The following is a 17,397-nucleotide window of genomic DNA, read 5'->3' on the forward strand; positions in this document are numbered from 1 at the left end:
GTGCGCGGGGGGGCCCGCGGACGTACCCCGGCCGCACCCGGGCCCGGCGGAGCCGAGGGCAGCACTGAGCCCCCGGCCACCCCTGGACGGGGGACGGGGGCTTACGCGCGCGGCGCCGTCAGCTGTCCTGCTGCTGCTTGCGGGGCCGGTCGGACAGAATGACCAGGCCCGCGATGATGCCGAAGAGCACCAGCGGGGTCGCGACGAACAGGCCGAGTGTCTGCAGCACGTTCAGACCCGAACCCGGGTCGTCGCCGTCGTCCCTGACCACCGCGAACGCGGGGGAGGCGATGAGCAGCAGCACTGTCGTGGCGGCGGTGACGAATCCGACGCGCACGGCCTTCTTGTTGAGCTTCTTGTCCACGCGCTCAATGTAGTGACCGCTGCCCCCGGGCGCGCGCCCGGGGGGTGCTTTGCGGGCGCGCCGCCCGGACCGGACCGGGCTCAGCCGCGCCGTGCCGCGTCCGCCAGGGTCCGCCGGACCTCGTCCGCGAGCGCGTGCATCCTGGGCGAGGCGGCCAGTTCCTCCAGGGTCATCGGGGTGCCGTCCGGCCCGGCCAGCGGCAGTCTCCAGTTGGGGTACTCCGTGGAGGTGCCCGGCAGATTCTGCGGCCGGCGGTCGCCCACCCCGTCCGGCAGCCACACGCCGACCATCCGGGCCGGGGTCCGGGCCAGGAAGCGGTGCACTGCCTTGACCACGGCTTCCTCGTCGGCCGCGCCCTCCGGCAGCATGCCGAGCCGGCTCAGCTGGGTGATCCACTCGGCGAGCTCGGTGGCGTCGGCCGCCTCCTCCTCGGCCAGCGGCCGGGTCAGCAGGCCCAGCCGGTGCCGCAGCTCCACATGCTCGCCGGTCAGCCGGGCCGCGGTGCTCGGCAGGTCGTGGGTGGTGGCCGTGGCCAGGCAGGACTCCCGCCAGGCGGCCGGCGGCAGCGGACGCCGGTCGCCGGGCCGGCCGTCCTTGTCCTGGTAATTGCGTTCGAACCACAGCACCGACGTGCCGAGGATGCCCCGGTCGGTCAGCTCCTCGCGGACGCCGGGCTCCACCGTGCCCAGATCCTCACCGATCACCACCGCGCCGGCCTCGTGCGCCTCCAGCGCCAGCAGGCCCAGCATCGCCCCGGCGTCGTAGCGGACATAGGTGCCCTCCGTCGGCGGCCGGCCCTGCGGCACCCACCACAGCCGGAACAGGCCCATCACATGGTCCATCCGCAGGCCGCCGGCGTGCCGCAGCATCCGGGAGATCAGGTCGCGGTAGGGCGCGTAGCCGGCGGCGGCCAGCGCGTCCGGGCGCCACGGCGGCAGACCCCAGTCCTGGCCGCGGGAGTTGAAGGCGTCCGGCGGCGCCCCGACCGACATGCCGGCGGCCAGGACGTGCTGCATCGACCAGGCGTCGGAGCCGGAGGGGTGCACGCCCACCGCCAGGTCGTGCACGATCCCGATCGGCATCCCGGCGGTCTTCGCGGCCCGCTGGGCCGTTTCGAGCTGGTTGTCGGTCAGCCAGCTCAGCCAGCAGTGGAAGTCCACCCGGTCCAGGTGCTCACCGCGGGCCCTGGCCACCTGCACCGAACGCGGGTCGCGCAGGCCGGCCGGCCAGGAGTGCCAGTCGGTGCCGTGCAGTTCGGCCAGCGTGGACCAGGTGGCGTGGTCGTCCAGTGCCTGGCCCTGCCCGGCCAGGAAGTCGGCGTACGCGGCCCGCCGGCCCGGGCTCAGCGGCACCTGGCGCAGCAGCTCCAGCGCCTGCGCCTTCAGCGCCCACACCGCGTCCCGGTCGATCAGCGCGTCTTCGTGCAGGACGCTGTCGCGCAGCGCGGCGGCCTCGCGCAGCAGCGGCTCGGCCTGCTCGCGGGCCTCGGGGGACAGGTAGCCGTACTCCGGTACGTCCTCGATCCGCAGGTACACCGGGTCGGGGAAGCGGCGGGAGGACGGGCGGTACGGCGAGGGGTCCGTCGGGTGGCCGGCCACGGCCGCGTGCAGCGGATTGATCTGCAGGAAGCCGGCGCCCAGGCTCCGCCCGGACCAGGAGGCGAGATCGGCCAGGTCGCCGAGGTCGCCCATGCCCCAGGAGCGGGACGACAGCGTGGAGTACAGCTGCGCCATGAATCCGTACGCCCGTCCCGCCGGGCCTGCCAGCCGCCGCGGCGCCACCACCAGGTCGCCGCGGGCCCTGCGGCCGTCCTCCGTCTCCACCCGCAGCGCGTAGCGTCCCGGCGCGACCGGAGCGGTGGCCCCTTCGGCCAGCGGCACGCCGTTCAGCCGGGTGCCCTCGGGGAGGCGGGGCAGCGGTTCGCCCGACCGGATCACCGTGCAGGGCGGCAGCAGCCTCTGCGCCTGCCGCTGTTCGTACGCCTCCAGGGCGTCGCCCACCGCCCGTTCGGTGCTGGCGTCCACCCCCAGCGCGGCCAGCACGGCCACCACCGTGTCCTCGGGTACGGCCACTTCCGTTCCCGGAGCCGGCCGGTAGCTCACGTCCACGCCGTACAGGGCAGCCAGGCGCACCCGGTCCATCGAGTCTCCGTCCGCAGAACAATGCGTAAGCCTTACTTCGACCATCCTCCCCCTACCCCGGGTGGGGGTGTCCCCACCCGCCCCCTTCGGCCACCCGTCCGGGAGACGGCCCGCCCCGGGCGGGAAACGGCGGGGCGGGTGAACGGCGAGGCGGGGCGGGGGCCGAGATGGCCCACCGCCCCGCCTCAGGTCATGAGGACCCGTCCGGTCAGGACACCGTCTTCGTGATGATCACACTGCCCTTGCCCGCCACCGTGCCGCGGGCGTTCAGCAACTGCACCTCACCGAAGAACTGCCGTCCGGCCGGCGCCGCCGAGGACGCCACCACCGACGCCGAGACCTGCGCGGACGCGCCGTGCGGCAGGTTCACCGTCGCGGCGTCGTCCACCGAGACCTGGCCGAGGCTGTCCGCGAAGTAGACGTCCTCGTAGGAGTAGGTGGTGGAGCCGGAGGGCACCGAGTAGCCGTCCACCTCGAAGGTGTACGTACCGGCCGCCGGGTCGGTCAGGCTGACCGACTCCTCCGCGTCGCCGTCCGCGGACTGGCCGACGAGGACACCGTCCAAATACACGTACAGGTCGAGGTCCGCCGCAGTGTCCGACGGCGAGCCGATGGAGACGTCGAGCCGGGAGACGCCCGCGCCGAGCGTCAGCTCGGTGGTCTGCACCCCGCCCTCGGCGATGGTCGGGGTCGTGGCGAGCGCCGAGCCCAGCGGTCCGCCCTTCAGCTTGCCCTGGATCGGGGCGAAGCCGTTGGTGACCTTCCAGGTGGCGGCGGTCGGCGTACCGACCTTGGCCTCGTCGATGGTCTGCGTCGCCGGGTCGAAGGCCGCGCCGAGCACCGAGACGGTGAGCTTGTAGGGGTTGTCCAGCAGCGGCGAGGTGCGGCGCGCCTCGACCTCGATCTCCCACACGCCGGGCATCGGGTCGGAGTACGACCGCAGGTCCGGCCGGCAGGTGTTCGCCGGGTTGTCGTAGTTCGGGTAGCAGTCGGGGGTCTGCGTCGAGTCCTGCGGCACACCGTAGGGGTGCATGGTCTCGAAGCGGGTCTGGCTGCCCGGCTTCAGCCCGTCCATCGCGACCTCCAGCGAGGTCGCGCCGGCCGGCACCGTGACGAAGTACGACGTGGTGAGGTCCCGGCCGATGCTGCCCGAGCGGGTCTGCGTGTAGGACGGGCCCGCCAGCGGGGTGGAGACGACGACCGTGGCGGCGATCTGCGTGTCGACGCCGCGGGTCAGCGGATCGTCGACGTTCAGCAGCGCGCTGTGCGCCCCGGCCGCACGCGGCTCGGCGATCACCCGCACGGTGACCGGCTTGTCGAGCGGCAGCAGCACCAGCGGGTCGGCGACCTTGAAGGTGCCGTCGTTGTGCGCCCAGCTCAGCCGCTGCGGGGTGGCGTGGGCCGAGCCGCTGGTACGGGTCACGGTGACGTCGTACGTACGCCGCTGACCGGCCTTCAGGCCGCCCTCGCGGTCGTAGACGCCGGTGCCGAAGCCCGGGGTGGCCAGGAAGCCGGACAGCACCGTGCTGACCGGCGCCTTGACGGTGTAGGTGTCCGCCGAGACGCCGCGCTTGAGCAGGTCCCAGGCCGGGCCGACGGCGATGAGTCCGGCGCCCTCCTCGATGGTCTGGGTGCCGCTGATGTTCTTGGCGGTGCTGGTGATCGCGGTCCGCAGCTGGGCCGGGCTCACCGTCAGGTGGTGGGCCTTGGCCGCGGACAGCAGCAGCGCCGTGGCGCCGGTGGCCTGCGGGGAGGCCATCGAGGTGCCCTGGAGCATGGCGTAGCCGGGCGGCAGGCTGTAGCCGGCCTCGGCGACCGGGGCGCCCGGCTCCCAGGTCGGGATGGCGTTGATGGACGCGCCGGGGGCGGTGATGACCGGGGCCAGTCCGCCGTCCTCACGCGGGCCGCGCGAGGAGAAGGGCAGCATGCCGTACGGCACGCTCATGACCGAGCCGTAGTTGGAGGCCCAGGTCTCCTTGGAGATCGAGGCGCCGACGCTCAGCACGTGGTCGGCCAGTCCGGGGTCGCCGATGGTGTTGACGCCGGGGCCGTCGTTGCCCGCGGAGATCACCAGCTGGACGCCGTAGGTGTCGATCAGGTCCTTGTAGAGCTGGTCGCGGGCGCTGGCGCCGTCGTTGAGGGCGGCCAGGCCGCCGATGGACATGTTGACCACGTCCACGTGCCGGTTGACGACCAGGTCGATCATGCCCTCGGTGAGCGCGGTGTTGGTGCAGCCGCCGGTCCAGGTGCAGGCCCGGGAGGAGACGATCTTCGCGCCGGGCGCGGCGCCGTCCATCGCGCCGCCGAACAGCCCGTTGGCGGCGGTGATGCCGGCCACGTGGGTGCCGTGCTCGGACTCCACCACGCCGATGTTCACGAAGTCCGCGGTCTTGCCGACCCAGGTCCCGCCGTAGGGGTCCATGGGCACGTTCTTGCGGATCTCGACGGTGAACGGCACCGACTCGGAGATCGCGGTCTTCGGGTCGTCCGTCCCGAAGTGCCCGATCTGGAAGCCGTCCTTGTACGGCTTCATCGCGGTGTCGTCGGTGAAGTCGCCGTTGTTGTTCAGGTCCACCCGCACGGTGCCGGCCGCCGGGTCGTAGAGCAGGCCCCACACGTCGGTGGTGTCGCCGTCCCGGTTCAGGTCACCGGCCTCGTCGCCGCCCTTGGTGGCGGCCTCGGCGAAGGTGCTGAACAGGTACGAGCCGGCCGGCGCGGTCCAGGTGCGGCCCGACGCGGTGAAGGACGGGCCGGTCGCCGCGGTGACCATCGGCCGCCACGTGGCGTCGCCGTCCAGGATCGGGTCGGTCGAGGTGACCCAGTCGACGATCTTGCGCTCACCGGTGGTGGTCTTCTGCAGCGCCGGGTGACCGACGTCCACGCCCGCGTCCAGGATGCCGATGGTGACGCCGCGGCCGTCCTGGGTCGGGTGGTCCTTCACGAAGTCGACCGCGCCGGTCTCGAACGCCGGCTGGTAGGGGTTCTTCGCCGGGGTGTGCTTGTCGGGACCGGGGTACGTCTTCGCGGGCTTGCCGTGCCGGGCCGCCGAGGTGGTGGTGTCCGCCGCCGGGGTCGGGTCGTCCAGCGCGATCTCCTGCTTGAGGTCGATCGCGAGTACCTGGGGAAGCTTCTGTGCCGCGTTGATCGCCGCGTCCGCCTTGGCGGTGGGCACGGTGGCCCGTACGTAGCCGACCTTGTCGTAGGTCTGGCCGACGCTGGCCCCCTGCGCGTGCAGCTTCGCGGTGACGGAGGCGGTGTCGCCGGGTGTGGTGGCGATCATGAAGGTGACGCTCTTGTCACCGTCCGACTTCGCCTTCGCCAGCAGCGAGGCGTCCGCCGAACCGAGCTTGTCGGACGCGTCCTTGCCGGTGGCGTCCCCGGCCGGGGCGGCCGCGGTGGACGGTGACGGGGAGGAGGGCGCCGGGTCGGCGACCGCGAGAGCGGGCCCGGCGGCCGACAGTGCGGCGACCAGGCCCGCGGCCAGCGCTATGCGGGCCGCGTGTCTCTTCGCGGATATGTGATCGAAAGGCATGGGCATCCCTGTTCGCACAATGGAGGTCTGTTCGGAGTGCGGAGTCGTACGACCGCTCACACTGATGGAATGGGCTGCCCTTTGGGGAGAGTTGACCTGGTTATGGTCCGGCGATGACGTAAACCCGCCAATCGCAAACCTGGACGACTGCGGAGCAACAGGGGTGGAACGGCCGCGGGTTGTGCGGGTGGCGTGAACAGCCCGTGAGCGCTTGTGCTCAGCGCGGTGTGACCACCATGTAGGCGGCCGGGGTGCGGTCGGCCGAGGCGACGAGGGCCGTTCTGACGATCGTCGCCTGGTCGTCGAGGGCGTCGCGCAGCCCCGCCGGGGTCGGACCCACCACGGTGACGCCCAGCGCCTCCAGCCGCTCGCGGAGGGACGCTCCGCGCGCCCACCGCGCCTCGTCGTCCGCCGTGCCGGTGCGGTCGTCGATCACCAGGGCCACCGCGTGCTCCGGCCAGTAGGCGTCCACCGCGCCCAGCGGCGGTGCGCCGGGCAGCCGCAGTTCGGCGTTCCACACCGGGTCGGGCAGCCGCCCGTGCCGCACCATCGTGTACAGCCGCTGCTCCGCGGTCTTCCGCCCCGCCTCCCGCAGGGCGGGCAACGCGGCGGCCACGTGCGGCCGTTCGAGCAGCCCGGCGCCGGACAGCTCGCGCAGCACCGCCGCCGGGTCGCAGTGGCCGCGGCGCACCGCCTCGGTCAGCAGCCGGCGCGCGGTCTCCGCGTCGTCCAGACCGCCGAGCGTGTCGGCCAGCGCGCGCGGTACGGACGCGCACGGCAGCCCGCCGACCTCCTGCGGGCGCGGCAGTTCGCGTACCCGGTGGATCCGCACGTCGCCGGCGTCCCGCAGCCGCCGCTGGTACGGCACCAGGACGTCGATCACCCGCGTCGCGGCGGGAGCCGGCATCGTCTCGAAGCGGTGCAGCGCCAGCGCGGCCGGCCCGGTCACCACCGCGTCCGGGCCGGCCGCGCCGCGGCCCCGCCCGGCGTACAGCAGCGCCGCCCGCACCCGCTCCTCCGCGCTCGGCGCCCCCGGACGCAGCAGGTACACGTGCGGCAGCAGCTGCCGCCACGGTCCGCCCGCCCGGCTGCGCTCGGCGAGCACCGCGGGTGTCACGCCGAGCGCGCGCAGCTGACGTTCCGTCAGCACGCCGTGGGCGGGGGCGCCGAGGCCGTCCGGGGTACGAAGGGGGTTCGAGGTCTGCGGGTCCGAGGTCCGCCGGTTCGCGTTCATGGGCTGGTCGTTCCCGGGCCCGGCCGGGTGCCTAACCGCTGTTACACGGCCGTCGACAAACCGGGACATCCCCGGGCTAAAGTCCATCTGTTCGGATGCCGATGACGGTCCTTCCCCCGTAAGGGTGAGGCCACACCGCCGACCAGCGGCGTATCCGCCCGGCGCGGGCGCCGCCTCCCGGGGGAGACGGCGCCCGAGGGGGATCGGGGCCGGGCGGACCGGTGTCAGCGGCCCGCGTCGCACGCCTGGGCGCGCAGTGCCCTGGCCAGGTCGTCGCGGGCCTCCAGCACCAGCCGGCGCAGGGCCGGGGCCGCGGACTCATGGCCGGTCAGCCAGGCGTCGGTGGCCGCCAGGGTCTCCTCGCTGTCGCGCAGGGCGGGGTAGAGGCCGCGCACCACGCTCATGCCGATCTCGATCGAGCGGGACGCCCACAGCTCCTCGATCGCGGCGAAGTACGGCTCCACGTAAGGGGCGACGAGGTCGCGCGCGTGCGGCTGGGCGAAGCCGGCGATGGTCGCCTCGACCAGGGCGTTGGACAGCGCGTCGGATTCCACCACCGCGGCCCAGGCGGCGGCCTTGACCCCGGCCGAAGGCCGCGCCGCCAGGCACCGGACCTCGTGCCGGTGGCCGGAGGCCGTGTCGTCCCTGGCCCGCTCGGCGGCGATCGCCGCCGCGTCCGCCAGGCCGTGCTCGGTCAGCGTCGCCAGGAACGTCCAGCGCAGCTCCTGGTCCACATCGAGCCCGTCGACCTTCGCCGTACCGTCCAACAGCCCCTGGAGCAGCTGGAGATCGGCCGCCGAGGTGGCCACCGCCGCGAAGAACCGCGCCCACGCCAGCTGGTGCCCGCTGCCCGGCTCGGCCAGCCGCAGCTCCCGCAGCGCGCCCTCCGCCTGCGCCCGCGCGGCCGGCTCCCGCGCGTCGGGCGCCACATAGTGGGTCAGCGCGGAACCCGCCTGCTGGTGCAGCGACTGGAGCACCCCGATGTCGCTCTCCCGCCCGGCGAACCGCAGCACCAGGTCCAGATAGTCCCGGGCCGGCATCAGCCCGTCCCGGGTCATGTTCCACACCGCCGACCAGAGCAGCGCCCGCGCCAGCGGATCGCTCACCTCGCCCAGCCGCGCCCGCAGCGTGTCCAGCGACTCCTCGTCGAAGCGGATCTTGCAGTAGGTCAGGTCCTCGTCGTTGACCAGCACCAGGTCGGGGCGCTGCTGCCCGGCCAGCTCCGCGACCACCGTCGTCGGCCCGGCCACATCGACCTCGGCCCGCGCGTAGCGCTCCAGACCGCCGCCGGTCTCGTGCCGGTACAGGCCCACCGCCACCCGGTGCGGGCGCAGCTCCGGATACGCCTCGTCCGCCGTCTGGACGACCGACAGCTCGGTGATCCGTCCCTCGGCGTCGTAGACCACCTGCGGGGTCAGCGAGTTGACCCCCGCGGTCTCCAGCCACGCCCGCGACCACAGCGTCATGTCGCGGCCCGAGGTCTCACCGAGCACCGAGAGCAGGTCGGCCAGCGTGGTGTTCCCGTACGCGTGCCGCTTGAAGTAGCGCCGCGCCGCCTCCAGGAACGCGTCCCGCCCGACATAGGCGACCAGCTGCTTCAGCACCGAGGCGCCCTTGGAGTACGTGATCCCGTCGAAGTTGAGCTTCGCGTCCTCCAGATCGCGGATGTCGGCCACCACCGGGTGGGTGGAAGGCCGCTGGTCCGCCCGGTAGGCCCACGCCTTGCGGCGGTTGGCGAAGGTGATCCACCCCTCGGTGTACTCCGTCGCCTCGACCTGGGAGAAGGAGCCCATGAAGTCGGCGAAGGACTCCTTCAGCCACAGGTCGTCCCACCAGCGCATCGTCACCAGGTCGCCGAACCACATGTGCGTCATCTCGTGCAGCACCACGTTCGCCCGGTGCTCGTACGACGCCCGGGTCACCTTGCCGCGGAAGACGAACTCCTCCCGGAAGGTGACGCATCCGGGGTTCTCCATCGCGCCCAGGTTGTACTCCGGCACGAAGGCCTGGTCGTACTTCCCGAACGGGTACGGGTAGTCGAAGTGGTCGTGGAAGAAGTCCAGCCCCTGCTTGGTCACCGTGAAGATCTCGTCCGCGTCGAAGTGCCGCGCCAGCGACCGGCGGCACAGCGCGCTCAGCGGGATGTCGAGCACCGTCTTCTCGTCCAGCGCCCGCGCGTAGTGGTCCGTCTCCACGTGGTAGGGGCCGGCCACCACCGCGGTGATGTATGTGGAGATCGGCTGGGTGGGCAGGAACCGCGAGGTGGCACCGCCGCCGTCGGCCGGCTCCGGCTCGCCCTCCCGGGCGCTGTTGCTCACCACGGTCCAGCCCTCGGGCGCGGTGACCTGGAAGGTGAACGGCGCCTTCAGGTCGGGCTGTTCGAAGTTGGCGAAGACCCGGCGGGCGTCGGCCGGCTCGTACTGCGTGTAGAGGTAGACCTCGCCGTCCTCCGGGTCCTCGAAGCGGTGCAGCCCCTCACCGGTCCTGCTGTACGCGCAACGCGCGTCGACCACCAGCGTGTTGCGCTCGGCCAGCCCGTCCAGGGCGATCCGGGAGCCGTCGAAGACCACCGCGGGATCGAGTTCGCGGCCGTTGAGCCGGGCCGAGATCACCTCCGGCGCGATCAGGTCGGCGAAGGAGGACGCCCCCGGCTGCCCGCAGCGGAAGTCGATCACCGTCGTCGACCGGAAGGTGCGCGGCCCGCCCGCCGCGGACGGCTCCACCGCGGACCGCACGTCCAGCGCGACGTCGTAGCGCTCGACGGACAAGGCGGCGGCCCGCTCACGGGCCTCCTCACGGCTCAGGTTCTCGCCGGGCACGGGCAACTCCTTCGGTCATCCCCTGGGAAAGGTGCAGAAATAGTGCAGAAACGGTGAACGGGGTGAAAACTGCGTATATCGGGTATAGGCACACGCTGGACGTTCCGCATCCTCCCATGGGGCCCGGATCCCCGGCTTCGGGGAATGCACGCGCGCCGGTGCCCGTTGTCCGCTGGTGGATCGTTGTCCCCAGCAGGGCCGTCATACGAGGAGCACGCAGTGACCACGACTGTCCCCGAGAGCGCCACCGAAGCCGCCAAGACCCCGGCCGACTTCTGGTTCGACCCGTTGTGCCCCTGGGCGTGGATGACCTCCCGCTGGATGCTGGAGGTCGAGAAGGTCCGCCCGGTCGAGGTGCGCTGGCACGTGATGAGCCTCGCGGTGCTCAACGAGGACAAGCTCGACGAGCTCCCCGAGAGCTACGCCACCTTCCTCCGCGACGCCTGGGGCCCGGTCCGCGTGGTGATCGCCGCCCAGCAGCTGCACGGCGACGAGCACATCGGCGAGCTCTACACCGCGCTCGGCACCCGCTTCCACAACCAGGCCCTGCCCAGGACGCGCGAGACGATCGTCGCCGCCCTGCAAGAGGTCGGCCTGCCCGCCGACCTGGCCGACTACGCGGACACCGACACCTACGACGCCGAGCTGCGCGCCTCCCACAAGGAGGGCATCGACAAGGTCGGCCAGGACGTCGGCACCCCCGTCATCGCCGTCCCCGGCGCCGACGGCGAGCAGGTCGCCTTCTTCGGCCCGGTCGTCACCCCCACCCCGCGCGGCGAGCAGGCCGCCAACCTCTGGGACGGCACCCTGCTGGTGGCCTCGGTCCCGGGCTTCTACGAGATCAAGCGCAGCCGCACGGCCGGCCCCAGCTTCGACTGAGAGCGTCCCTTTCCATGCCACACCTCGGCCTGGTGGCCCTCGTCGTCCGCGACTACGACGAGGCCATCGCCTACTACCGCGACGCCCTCGGCTTCCGGCTCCGTGAGGACACCCTCCGCGAGGACGGCAGCCGCTGGGTCGTCGTCTCCCCGCCCGGCGCGGCCGAGACCGCCCTGCTGCTCGCCCGCGCCACCACCCCGGAGCAGGCCGCCCGCGTCGGCGACCAGACCGGCGGGCGCGTCGCCCTCTTCCTCACCACCGACGACTTCGACCGCGACTACAAGCACATGGTCGCGGCCGGCGTCACCTTCGAGGAGGAGCCCCGCTACGAGCCCTACGGAGCCGTCGTCGTCTTCCACGACCTCTACGGCAACCGCTGGGACCTCATCCAGCCGGCGTAGTCCGACGGCCCGGGCGGCCCCAGCAGCCGCCCGGGTCCGGGGTTTCCAGCCGGTCCGGCGCCTGAGGGCGGGCGGAGGAAGCCGAGGCCCGGCGAATCCGGCCGGTCCGTCGCTCGAGGACGAGGGAACCCCGGACGGCGTCCACCCCCGGCCTGCGCCGACCCACCCCGCGTGCCAGACTCATCGCATGCGCGTCTACCTCGGCTCCGACCACGCCGGTTTCGAACTGAAGAACCACCTCGTGGAGTGGCTCACCGCCGCCGGCCACGACCCTGTCGACTGCGGCCCGCACGTCTACGACGCGGTGGACGACTACCCCCCTTACTGCCTGCGCGCGGCGACCCGCACCGCCGCCGACCCCGGCACCCTCGGCATCGTGATCGGCGGCTCCGGCAACGGCGAGCAGATCGCCGCCAACAAGGTCAAGGGCGTGCGCGCCGCGCTCGCCTGGAGCGAGCAGACCGCCGCGCTCGCCCGCGAGCACAACGACGCCAATGTGCTGAGCATCGGCGCCCGGATGCACCCGACCGAGGACGCGATGAAGTTCATCGAGCTCTTCCTCGCCACCCCGTACTCGCACGAAGAGCGCCACCAGCGCCGTATCGACATGCTCGCGGCCTACGAGGCGACCGGCGACCTGCCGCCGCTGCCGGCCGGCCAGCCCCGCCAGGGCTGATCCCGGGCATGCCCGAAGGCCACACGATCCACCGGCTGGCCGCCGACCACGAACAGCGCTTCGGCGGCCTGGCGGTCAGCGCCAGCAGCCCGCAGGGCAAGTTCTCCGACGGCGCGGCGCTCCTCGACGGCCTGGTCATGGACTCCGCCGAGGCACACGGCAAGCACCTCTTCCTCGGCTTCGCACCCCTCGGCTGGGTGCACATCCACCTCGGCCTGATCGGGAGGCTCGACTTCGGCGACGGCCCCGCGCCGCCGCCCACCGCGACCGTACGGCTGCGGCTGGCGTCCCCCGAGCACTACGCGGACCTGCGGGGCCCGGCCGCCTGCGAACTGCTGGTCGACCCGGAGAAGCAGGCGATCCACGACCGCCTCGGCCCCGACCCGCTGCGCCCGGCCGACGACCCGGACCGGGTCTGGGCCCGGATCTCCCGCTCCCGGGTCCCGGTCGCCGCGCTGCTGCTGGACCAGAAGATCATCGCGGGCGTCGGCAACGTCTACCGCGCCGAGGTGCTGTTTCGGCACGGTGTGGACCCGTATCTGCCGGGCCGGGAACTGCCCCGGCCGGTGTGGGACGCGATGTGGGCCGATCTGGTGGCGCTGATGCGCGAGGGGGTGCGTACCAACCGGATCGACACCGTACGGCCCGAGCACACCCCCGAGGCCATGGGCCGCCCGCCGCGCCAGGACGACCACGGCGGCGAGGTGTACGTCTACCGGCGGACCGCCATGCCGTGCCTGGTCTGCGGCACGCAGGTGCGTACCGAGCCGCTGGGGGCCCGCAACCTCTTCTGGTGCCCCACCTGCCAGCCCGCGAAGGACGCCGGCGGCGGGCGGTAGAGGCCCTCGCGGGCCCCGCCCGCCCGGACCGCCGCCGGAAAGCCGGACGGAGCCGCCCGGAGCCCCCCGGAGCCGCTCTAGAAGCCGTGCGGCAGCCAGGGCTCGGGGTCGGTGCGGAACGCCGCCGAGGTCTCGGCGAGGGCGCCCGGCCTCGACTCCCGCACCAGGCCCGCCCCGGCCATCGCCGCCAGCCCGAAGCCGCCGAGATAGGCGGCGCCCAACTCCTTGACCGACAGGCTGAGTTCCGCCGCGTCCGAGGTGCGCTCGCAGACCGCCCCCTTGGCGTCGCCGGTCAGCCGCCAACGCCCGGCGTTCCAGGGGCAGAAGGCGTCCTCGACATCCAGCACCACGTCCACCGGGGCGCTGTAGGCGCGCGCCGCCAGCGCCGCGCCGACATCGACCAGCCGTACGTGCATGCCGTCGCGGAAGCCGAGCAGGCAGCGGCGGATGTCGGACACCAGGTGCTGCACCGGGTCGTCGGCCGGCCGGTTGGTGAAGTGGATCTTCGAGGTGAGGTCGATCGAGGCGAGGAAGTCCCACAGCGCGGCATAGGTCACCGGATCGAGCGCCTCGACATCGCGCAGCCGGACCGTCTCGTCGGCGCCGCCGTAGTTCCACTCGCCGGTCACCGCGTAGCGCGCGTAACCCCGTAGCTCACCGTCCACTTCGGCGAGCAGGCAGTGCAGCGGTCCGGCGCCGTTCCGCCCGCTCGGCGGATCCAGCACGGGCCGGGTCTCCCAGCCGGGCTGCCGGGCCAGCAGTCCGGGGCGGCCGGGGACCAGCCGCGCGTACACCGCCTCGCACGCCGTCAGGCCGGCCGCGGCGGAGACCAGCCGGAACCGTATCCGCTCGGTGCCGGCGGGCCGGGCGAAGGAGACCCGGGTGGTGTCGATGGTGCCGTGCAGCTGCTTGGTGCCGACGCCGTAGCCGAACCGGCCGTAGATCGCCGGCTCGGAGGCGGTCAGCACCGCCACCGGCTCGGCCCGGTCCCGGAATTCGTCCAGCTGCCGGCGCATCATCGAGGTGAGCAGCCCGCGGCGGCGGTGCGTCGGCTGGACGCTCACCATCGTCACGCCGGGCACGGCGAGCGGCGCCCCGCCGGGCAGCGTCATCCGGAAGGAGAAGGCGCCCGCGGTGCCGACCATCTCCGGCCCGTCCCAGGCGGTCAGCGTCCGGTCGTACTCGGTCACCGTGTGCCAGTGGTCACGTTCCTCCGGCGCGTCGCCCGGGCCGCCGAACGCCCGTTCCAGCCGGTCGTGCATCAGGCCCCACTGGTCCGGCGCCAAGCCTCGCAGTTCGATCGTCATATCACCTGCCTACCAGGCCCGGCAGTCGGCGGCGAACGTATTTCCGCCACCGTTTCCGCACCTCGCGGCTCATCTCACAGGTCACCCGGCCTCCACGGACGGCCCATCGCTCGGTAGGGTCACCGCAACATGGCAAAGCGTTCGGCAAGGGAAGATTTGCGGTTCCGGTACAGCAGAGGCCTGCACCGGGCCCGGCTCGCCGTGCGCAAGTCCGCCGTGGACTACTTCCGCGGCGACGCCTCGGACTGGACGGGCCTGTCGGTGCTCGTCCTCACCATCCCGGCGCTGGCCCTCGCCACCGTCTGGACCCCTGTGTGGTGCCCGCCCAGCGCGCTGGTGCTGCCGATACTGGCCGGCGGCCTGCTGCTGCGCCCCTCCAGCCTGCTGCTGGTCTACGCGGCCTCGGCGATCGCGCTGATCGCCGAGTCGGCCGTGCTCGGCCCGTACCGGGAGGGCCCGGCACGGGTCACACCGGGCACCGTGCTGGTGGTCACCGCGGTGGCGCTCGCCGGTCTGATCATCGCCCAGTTCCGGGCCCGGGTCGGCGTGCCCTGGCGGCGCGGCCACACCATGCTGTTCGACCTGCGCGAACGCATCCGGGTGCAGAGCAGGCTGCCGCGGCTGCCGAGCGGCTGGCACGCCGAGATGGCGCTGCGGCCGGCCGGCGGCCAGTCCTTCTCCGGTGACTTCGTGGTGGCCACCCGCACCTCCGACGGCCGGATACTGGAGGCGGTGCTCACCGACGTCTCCGGCAAGGGCATGGACGCCGCCTCCCGCTCGCTGCTGCTGTCGGGAGCCTTCGGCGGCCTGCTCGGCTCGCTGCCCCCGCACGCCTTCCTCACCGCCGCCAACGGCTATCTGCTGCGGCAGAACTGGGAGGAGGGCTTCGCCACTTCGGTGCATCTCGTGCTGGACCTGGAGAGCGGCGACTACGAGTTGCTGTCGGCCGGTCACCTGCCCGGGGTCCAACTCCACGCCGGTACCGGGCGCTGGGAGGAGAAGGCCGCCGAGGGCCCGCTGCTGGGGGTCTACGCGGGCGCCGAATTCCACGGCGTCAAGGGGACGTTGCGGGCCGGCGATGTTCTTCTGCTGTTCACCGACGGCCTGGTGGAGGCCCCGGACCGGGACATCACCGAAGGAATGGACCGGCTGATCGGCGAGGCGGACCGCTTCGTGGCCACCGGATTCCACGGCTCCGCCTGGCGGTTGATCGAAGCGGTCGCCAAGGACGTGAACGACGACCGGGCGTTGCTCGTGGTGTGCCGGGATTAGCCCCAGGGAATGGGACTATGGGCCGGACAGATCCCCGGTGCGGGTGGCTGATGGCACCATGGGAACGGGCGGGGCGGGGGCGGCGGCATGCGCGGCGCGGTTCCCCGGACCGGCACGTCCGGCGAGGAATTACCGAAAGAGGAAGTGATCCGCTGTGGTTATCTCCCTGTCCGCGGTGCTGCTGCTGGCGATCGTCCTGGTCGTGATGATCAGGAGCAAGTCGATCAAGGTGGGCCCGGCGATCGTGGCCGCGCTCTTCGGGTTCTTCATCGCCTCGACGAACATGGCCCCGTCCGTCAACCGCTTCCTGACCTCACTTGCCGACACGCTCAACCAGATAAAGCTCTGACGGGGGCAGCGCCTGAGGGGTGCTGTCCAGGATGCGGCGCAGGGTGCTCTCGGCGGCTTCCGGGCCGCCGCCGGCCAGCAGCGCGGCCAGGATCGCGATCCTCGCCTGGCCGGGGCGCAGTGTCCCGGCCAGCAGCGCGCCCGCCGCCACCAGGTCCACCGCGCCGCCCCCGGTGTAGAGGGGGGCCACCGCGCCGGCCGCCACCCGGGTGCTGACCGTGACCAGCACTCCGCCGTCGGTCGCTTTGGCGACCGCGTCGGCCACCCGGGGGTTGGCGTTGCCCGCCCCGGTGCCGACCACGACCACGCCTCTGGCACCGGCCGCCAGCGAGGCGTCCAGCAGGACGGTGTCACCGTCGCTGTGGTGCATCACGATGTCCACCCGGGGAGGGGTCCCGCCGGGCGCGGGCAGCGGCAGCGCCTCGGCGCGCGGGCGCCGCCGGCCCCAGGTCACCCGGCCGAACTCGACCCGGCCCAGCGGCAGTCCGTCCGGGTCGCCGAAGGCGTGCGCGTCCACCGTGTGCTTCTTGACCGTGCCGCGGGCCGCGAAGACCTGGCCGGCGAAGACGATCACGACGCCGATGTCCCGGCCGGTGGCGGCGGTGAGCAGCGCGTCGTAGAGATTGCCCGCCGCGTCCCCGTCCTCGGCGTCCAGCGGCTTCTGGGCCCCGGTGAGGACCACCGGGCGCCGGTCGCCGTGGAAGAGGTCCAGCAGGAAGGCCGACTCCTCCAGGGTGTCCGTGCCGTGGGTGACGACCACACCGTCCACCGACGGGTCGGCCAGCGTCTCGTGCACGGTGTGCAGCAGCCGCAGCTGGTGGTCGGTGGTCAGCTGGGAGCTGTTCACCGTGAACAGGTCAACCACCGACACGTCCACGCCCTCCGGCACCGCCCCGGCGGCCAGCACTTCCCGCCCGTCCGCCTCGGCCGCGTACCCGTCGCCCTGCCACCTGCTGGCTATGGTGCCTCCGGTGCTGATGACCACGACGTGTCGCACGATGCCTTCGCCTCCAAGGGTGATGGTGGGCAGTAGCCGCCAGCACAATGATATGCGCGTAGACCTGCCATATGATTGCGAATACCAGCCGGTATCTCGGCGAATCGTGCTAGTAAATGCCTTCATGGACGCCATCGACAGAAGTATCTTGCGTGAACTCCAGGCCGACGGCCGGCTCACCAACCAGGAACTCGCCCAGCGTGTCGGCCTCACCCCGTCCCCGTGCCTGCGCCGGGTCCGCCAGCTGGAGGACGACGGGGTGATCCGCAGCTACCGCGCGGTGGTCGATCCGGCCGCCGTCGGCCGCGGCTTCGAGGTCTTCGCCTCCGTCGAGGTCCGCCGCGACCGCGCCTCGGTCGCCGCCTTCGAGGAGCGCCTCCGGACCATCCCCGACGTCGTCGAGGCCTACCGCCTCTACGGGGCCCCGGGCAGCCTGCTGCGCATCGCGGTGGCCGACTCCGACGCCTACGAACGCTTCTGGACCGACCGCCTCATCGCCCTCCCGGGCGTCACCGACGTCAACTCGCAGATGATCATGAAGCGCATCAAATCGCCCGACGGCATCCCGGTCGGCTGAGACATCCGCGC

Annotated in this window: 14 protein-coding genes; 7 read left to right on the top strand and 7 right to left on the bottom strand. The window is 72.7% G+C overall.

Going from position 1 to position 17,397, the window contains the following annotated elements:
* Nucleotides 1–118 precede the first annotated feature (118 nt).
* The 5 genes from ACFO3J_RS28700 to pepN all read right to left on the bottom strand — a co-directional run bounded on the left by ACFO3J_RS28700 (nucleotide 119) and on the right by pepN (nucleotide 10,090).
* Nucleotides 119–364, bottom strand: a complete 246-nt coding sequence (locus tag ACFO3J_RS28700) for a hypothetical protein (protein WP_386435344.1) — start codon at nucleotides 362–364, stop codon at nucleotides 119–121.
* An 80-nt stretch (nucleotides 365–444) separates the two neighbouring features.
* Nucleotides 445–2,505: a 4-alpha-glucanotransferase gene (gene malQ / locus ACFO3J_RS28705; protein ID WP_386435346.1), complete on the bottom strand. Its 2,061-nt coding sequence runs from the start codon at nucleotides 2,503–2,505 to the stop codon at nucleotides 445–447.
* 208 nt (nucleotides 2,506–2,713) lie between these two features.
* The gene (locus ACFO3J_RS28710) at nucleotides 2,714–6,037 is read right to left on the bottom strand and encodes a S8 family serine peptidase (protein ID WP_386435349.1); all 3,324 of its coding nucleotides are present in this window, start codon (nucleotides 6,035–6,037) and stop codon (nucleotides 2,714–2,716) included.
* A gap of 217 nt (nucleotides 6,038–6,254) precedes the next feature.
* Entirely contained in the window at nucleotides 6,255–7,271 is a 1,017-nt protein-coding gene (locus ACFO3J_RS28715) for a hypothetical protein (RefSeq protein ID WP_386435352.1), read from the bottom strand.
* Between the two features lie 224 nt (nucleotides 7,272–7,495).
* Nucleotides 7,496–10,090: an aminopeptidase N gene (gene pepN, locus ACFO3J_RS28720; protein WP_386435355.1), complete on the bottom strand. Its 2,595-nt coding sequence runs from the start codon at nucleotides 10,088–10,090 to the stop codon at nucleotides 7,496–7,498.
* A gap of 219 nt (nucleotides 10,091–10,309) precedes the next feature.
* On the opposite strand from pepN, the gene ACFO3J_RS28725 reads away from it, so the two are divergent.
* The 4 genes from ACFO3J_RS28725 (at nucleotide 10,310) to ACFO3J_RS28740 (ending at nucleotide 12,885) form a co-directional block, all read left to right on the top strand.
* Nucleotides 10,310–10,969, top strand: a complete 660-nt coding sequence (locus ACFO3J_RS28725; RefSeq protein ID WP_386435358.1) for a mycothiol-dependent nitroreductase Rv2466c family protein — start codon at nucleotides 10,310–10,312, stop codon at nucleotides 10,967–10,969.
* 14 nt (nucleotides 10,970–10,983) lie between these two features.
* Entirely contained in the window at nucleotides 10,984–11,370 is a 387-nt protein-coding gene (locus tag ACFO3J_RS28730) for a VOC family protein (RefSeq protein ID WP_386435361.1), read from the top strand.
* Nucleotides 11,371–11,557: 187 nt separating this feature from the next.
* On the top strand, nucleotides 11,558–12,046 hold the full coding sequence (locus tag ACFO3J_RS28735; RefSeq protein ID WP_386435364.1) for a ribose-5-phosphate isomerase: 489 nt from the start codon (nucleotides 11,558–11,560) through the stop codon (nucleotides 12,044–12,046).
* An 8-nt stretch (nucleotides 12,047–12,054) separates the two neighbouring features.
* Nucleotides 12,055–12,885, top strand: a complete 831-nt coding sequence (locus ACFO3J_RS28740; protein WP_386435366.1) for an Fpg/Nei family DNA glycosylase — start codon at nucleotides 12,055–12,057, stop codon at nucleotides 12,883–12,885.
* Nucleotides 12,886–12,962: 77 nt separating this feature from the next.
* On the opposite strand, the gene ACFO3J_RS28745 is transcribed toward ACFO3J_RS28740, so the two are convergent.
* Nucleotides 12,963–14,192, bottom strand: a complete 1,230-nt coding sequence (locus tag ACFO3J_RS28745; RefSeq protein ID WP_386435368.1) for a GNAT family N-acetyltransferase — start codon at nucleotides 14,190–14,192, stop codon at nucleotides 12,963–12,965.
* A 129-nt stretch (nucleotides 14,193–14,321) separates the two neighbouring features.
* On the opposite strand from ACFO3J_RS28745, the gene ACFO3J_RS28750 reads away from it, so the two are divergent.
* On the top strand, nucleotides 14,322–15,464 hold the full coding sequence (locus ACFO3J_RS28750; protein ID WP_386435371.1) for a PP2C family protein-serine/threonine phosphatase: 1,143 nt from the start codon (nucleotides 14,322–14,324) through the stop codon (nucleotides 15,462–15,464).
* 154 nt (nucleotides 15,465–15,618) lie between these two features.
* On the top strand, nucleotides 15,619–15,813 hold the full coding sequence (locus tag ACFO3J_RS28755; RefSeq protein WP_386435374.1) for a hypothetical protein: 195 nt from the start codon (nucleotides 15,619–15,621) through the stop codon (nucleotides 15,811–15,813).
* On the opposite strand, the gene ACFO3J_RS28760 is transcribed toward ACFO3J_RS28755, so the two are convergent.
* Nucleotides 15,778–16,809 carry an asparaginase gene (locus tag ACFO3J_RS28760; RefSeq protein ID WP_386435377.1) on the bottom strand — a complete coding sequence of 344 codons (1,032 nt, stop codon included), beginning with the start codon at nucleotides 16,807–16,809 and terminating at the stop codon, nucleotides 15,778–15,780. The two genes, ACFO3J_RS28755 and ACFO3J_RS28760, sit on opposite strands and share 36 nt — an antisense overlap.
* Before the next feature lie 124 nt (nucleotides 16,810–16,933).
* Here ACFO3J_RS28760 and ACFO3J_RS28765 point away from each other — a divergent pair, with 124 nt between their 5' ends.
* Complete coding sequence (locus tag ACFO3J_RS28765; protein WP_386435380.1) at nucleotides 16,934–17,386, top strand: Lrp/AsnC family transcriptional regulator; 453 nt, start codon at nucleotides 16,934–16,936, stop codon at nucleotides 17,384–17,386.
* Nucleotides 17,387–17,397: the final 11 nt, after the last annotated feature.

Origin of the sequence: Streptomyces polygonati, assembly GCF_042650325.1 — a bacterium.
GTDB lineage: Bacteria > Actinomycetota > Actinomycetes > Streptomycetales > Streptomycetaceae > Actinacidiphila > Actinacidiphila polygonati.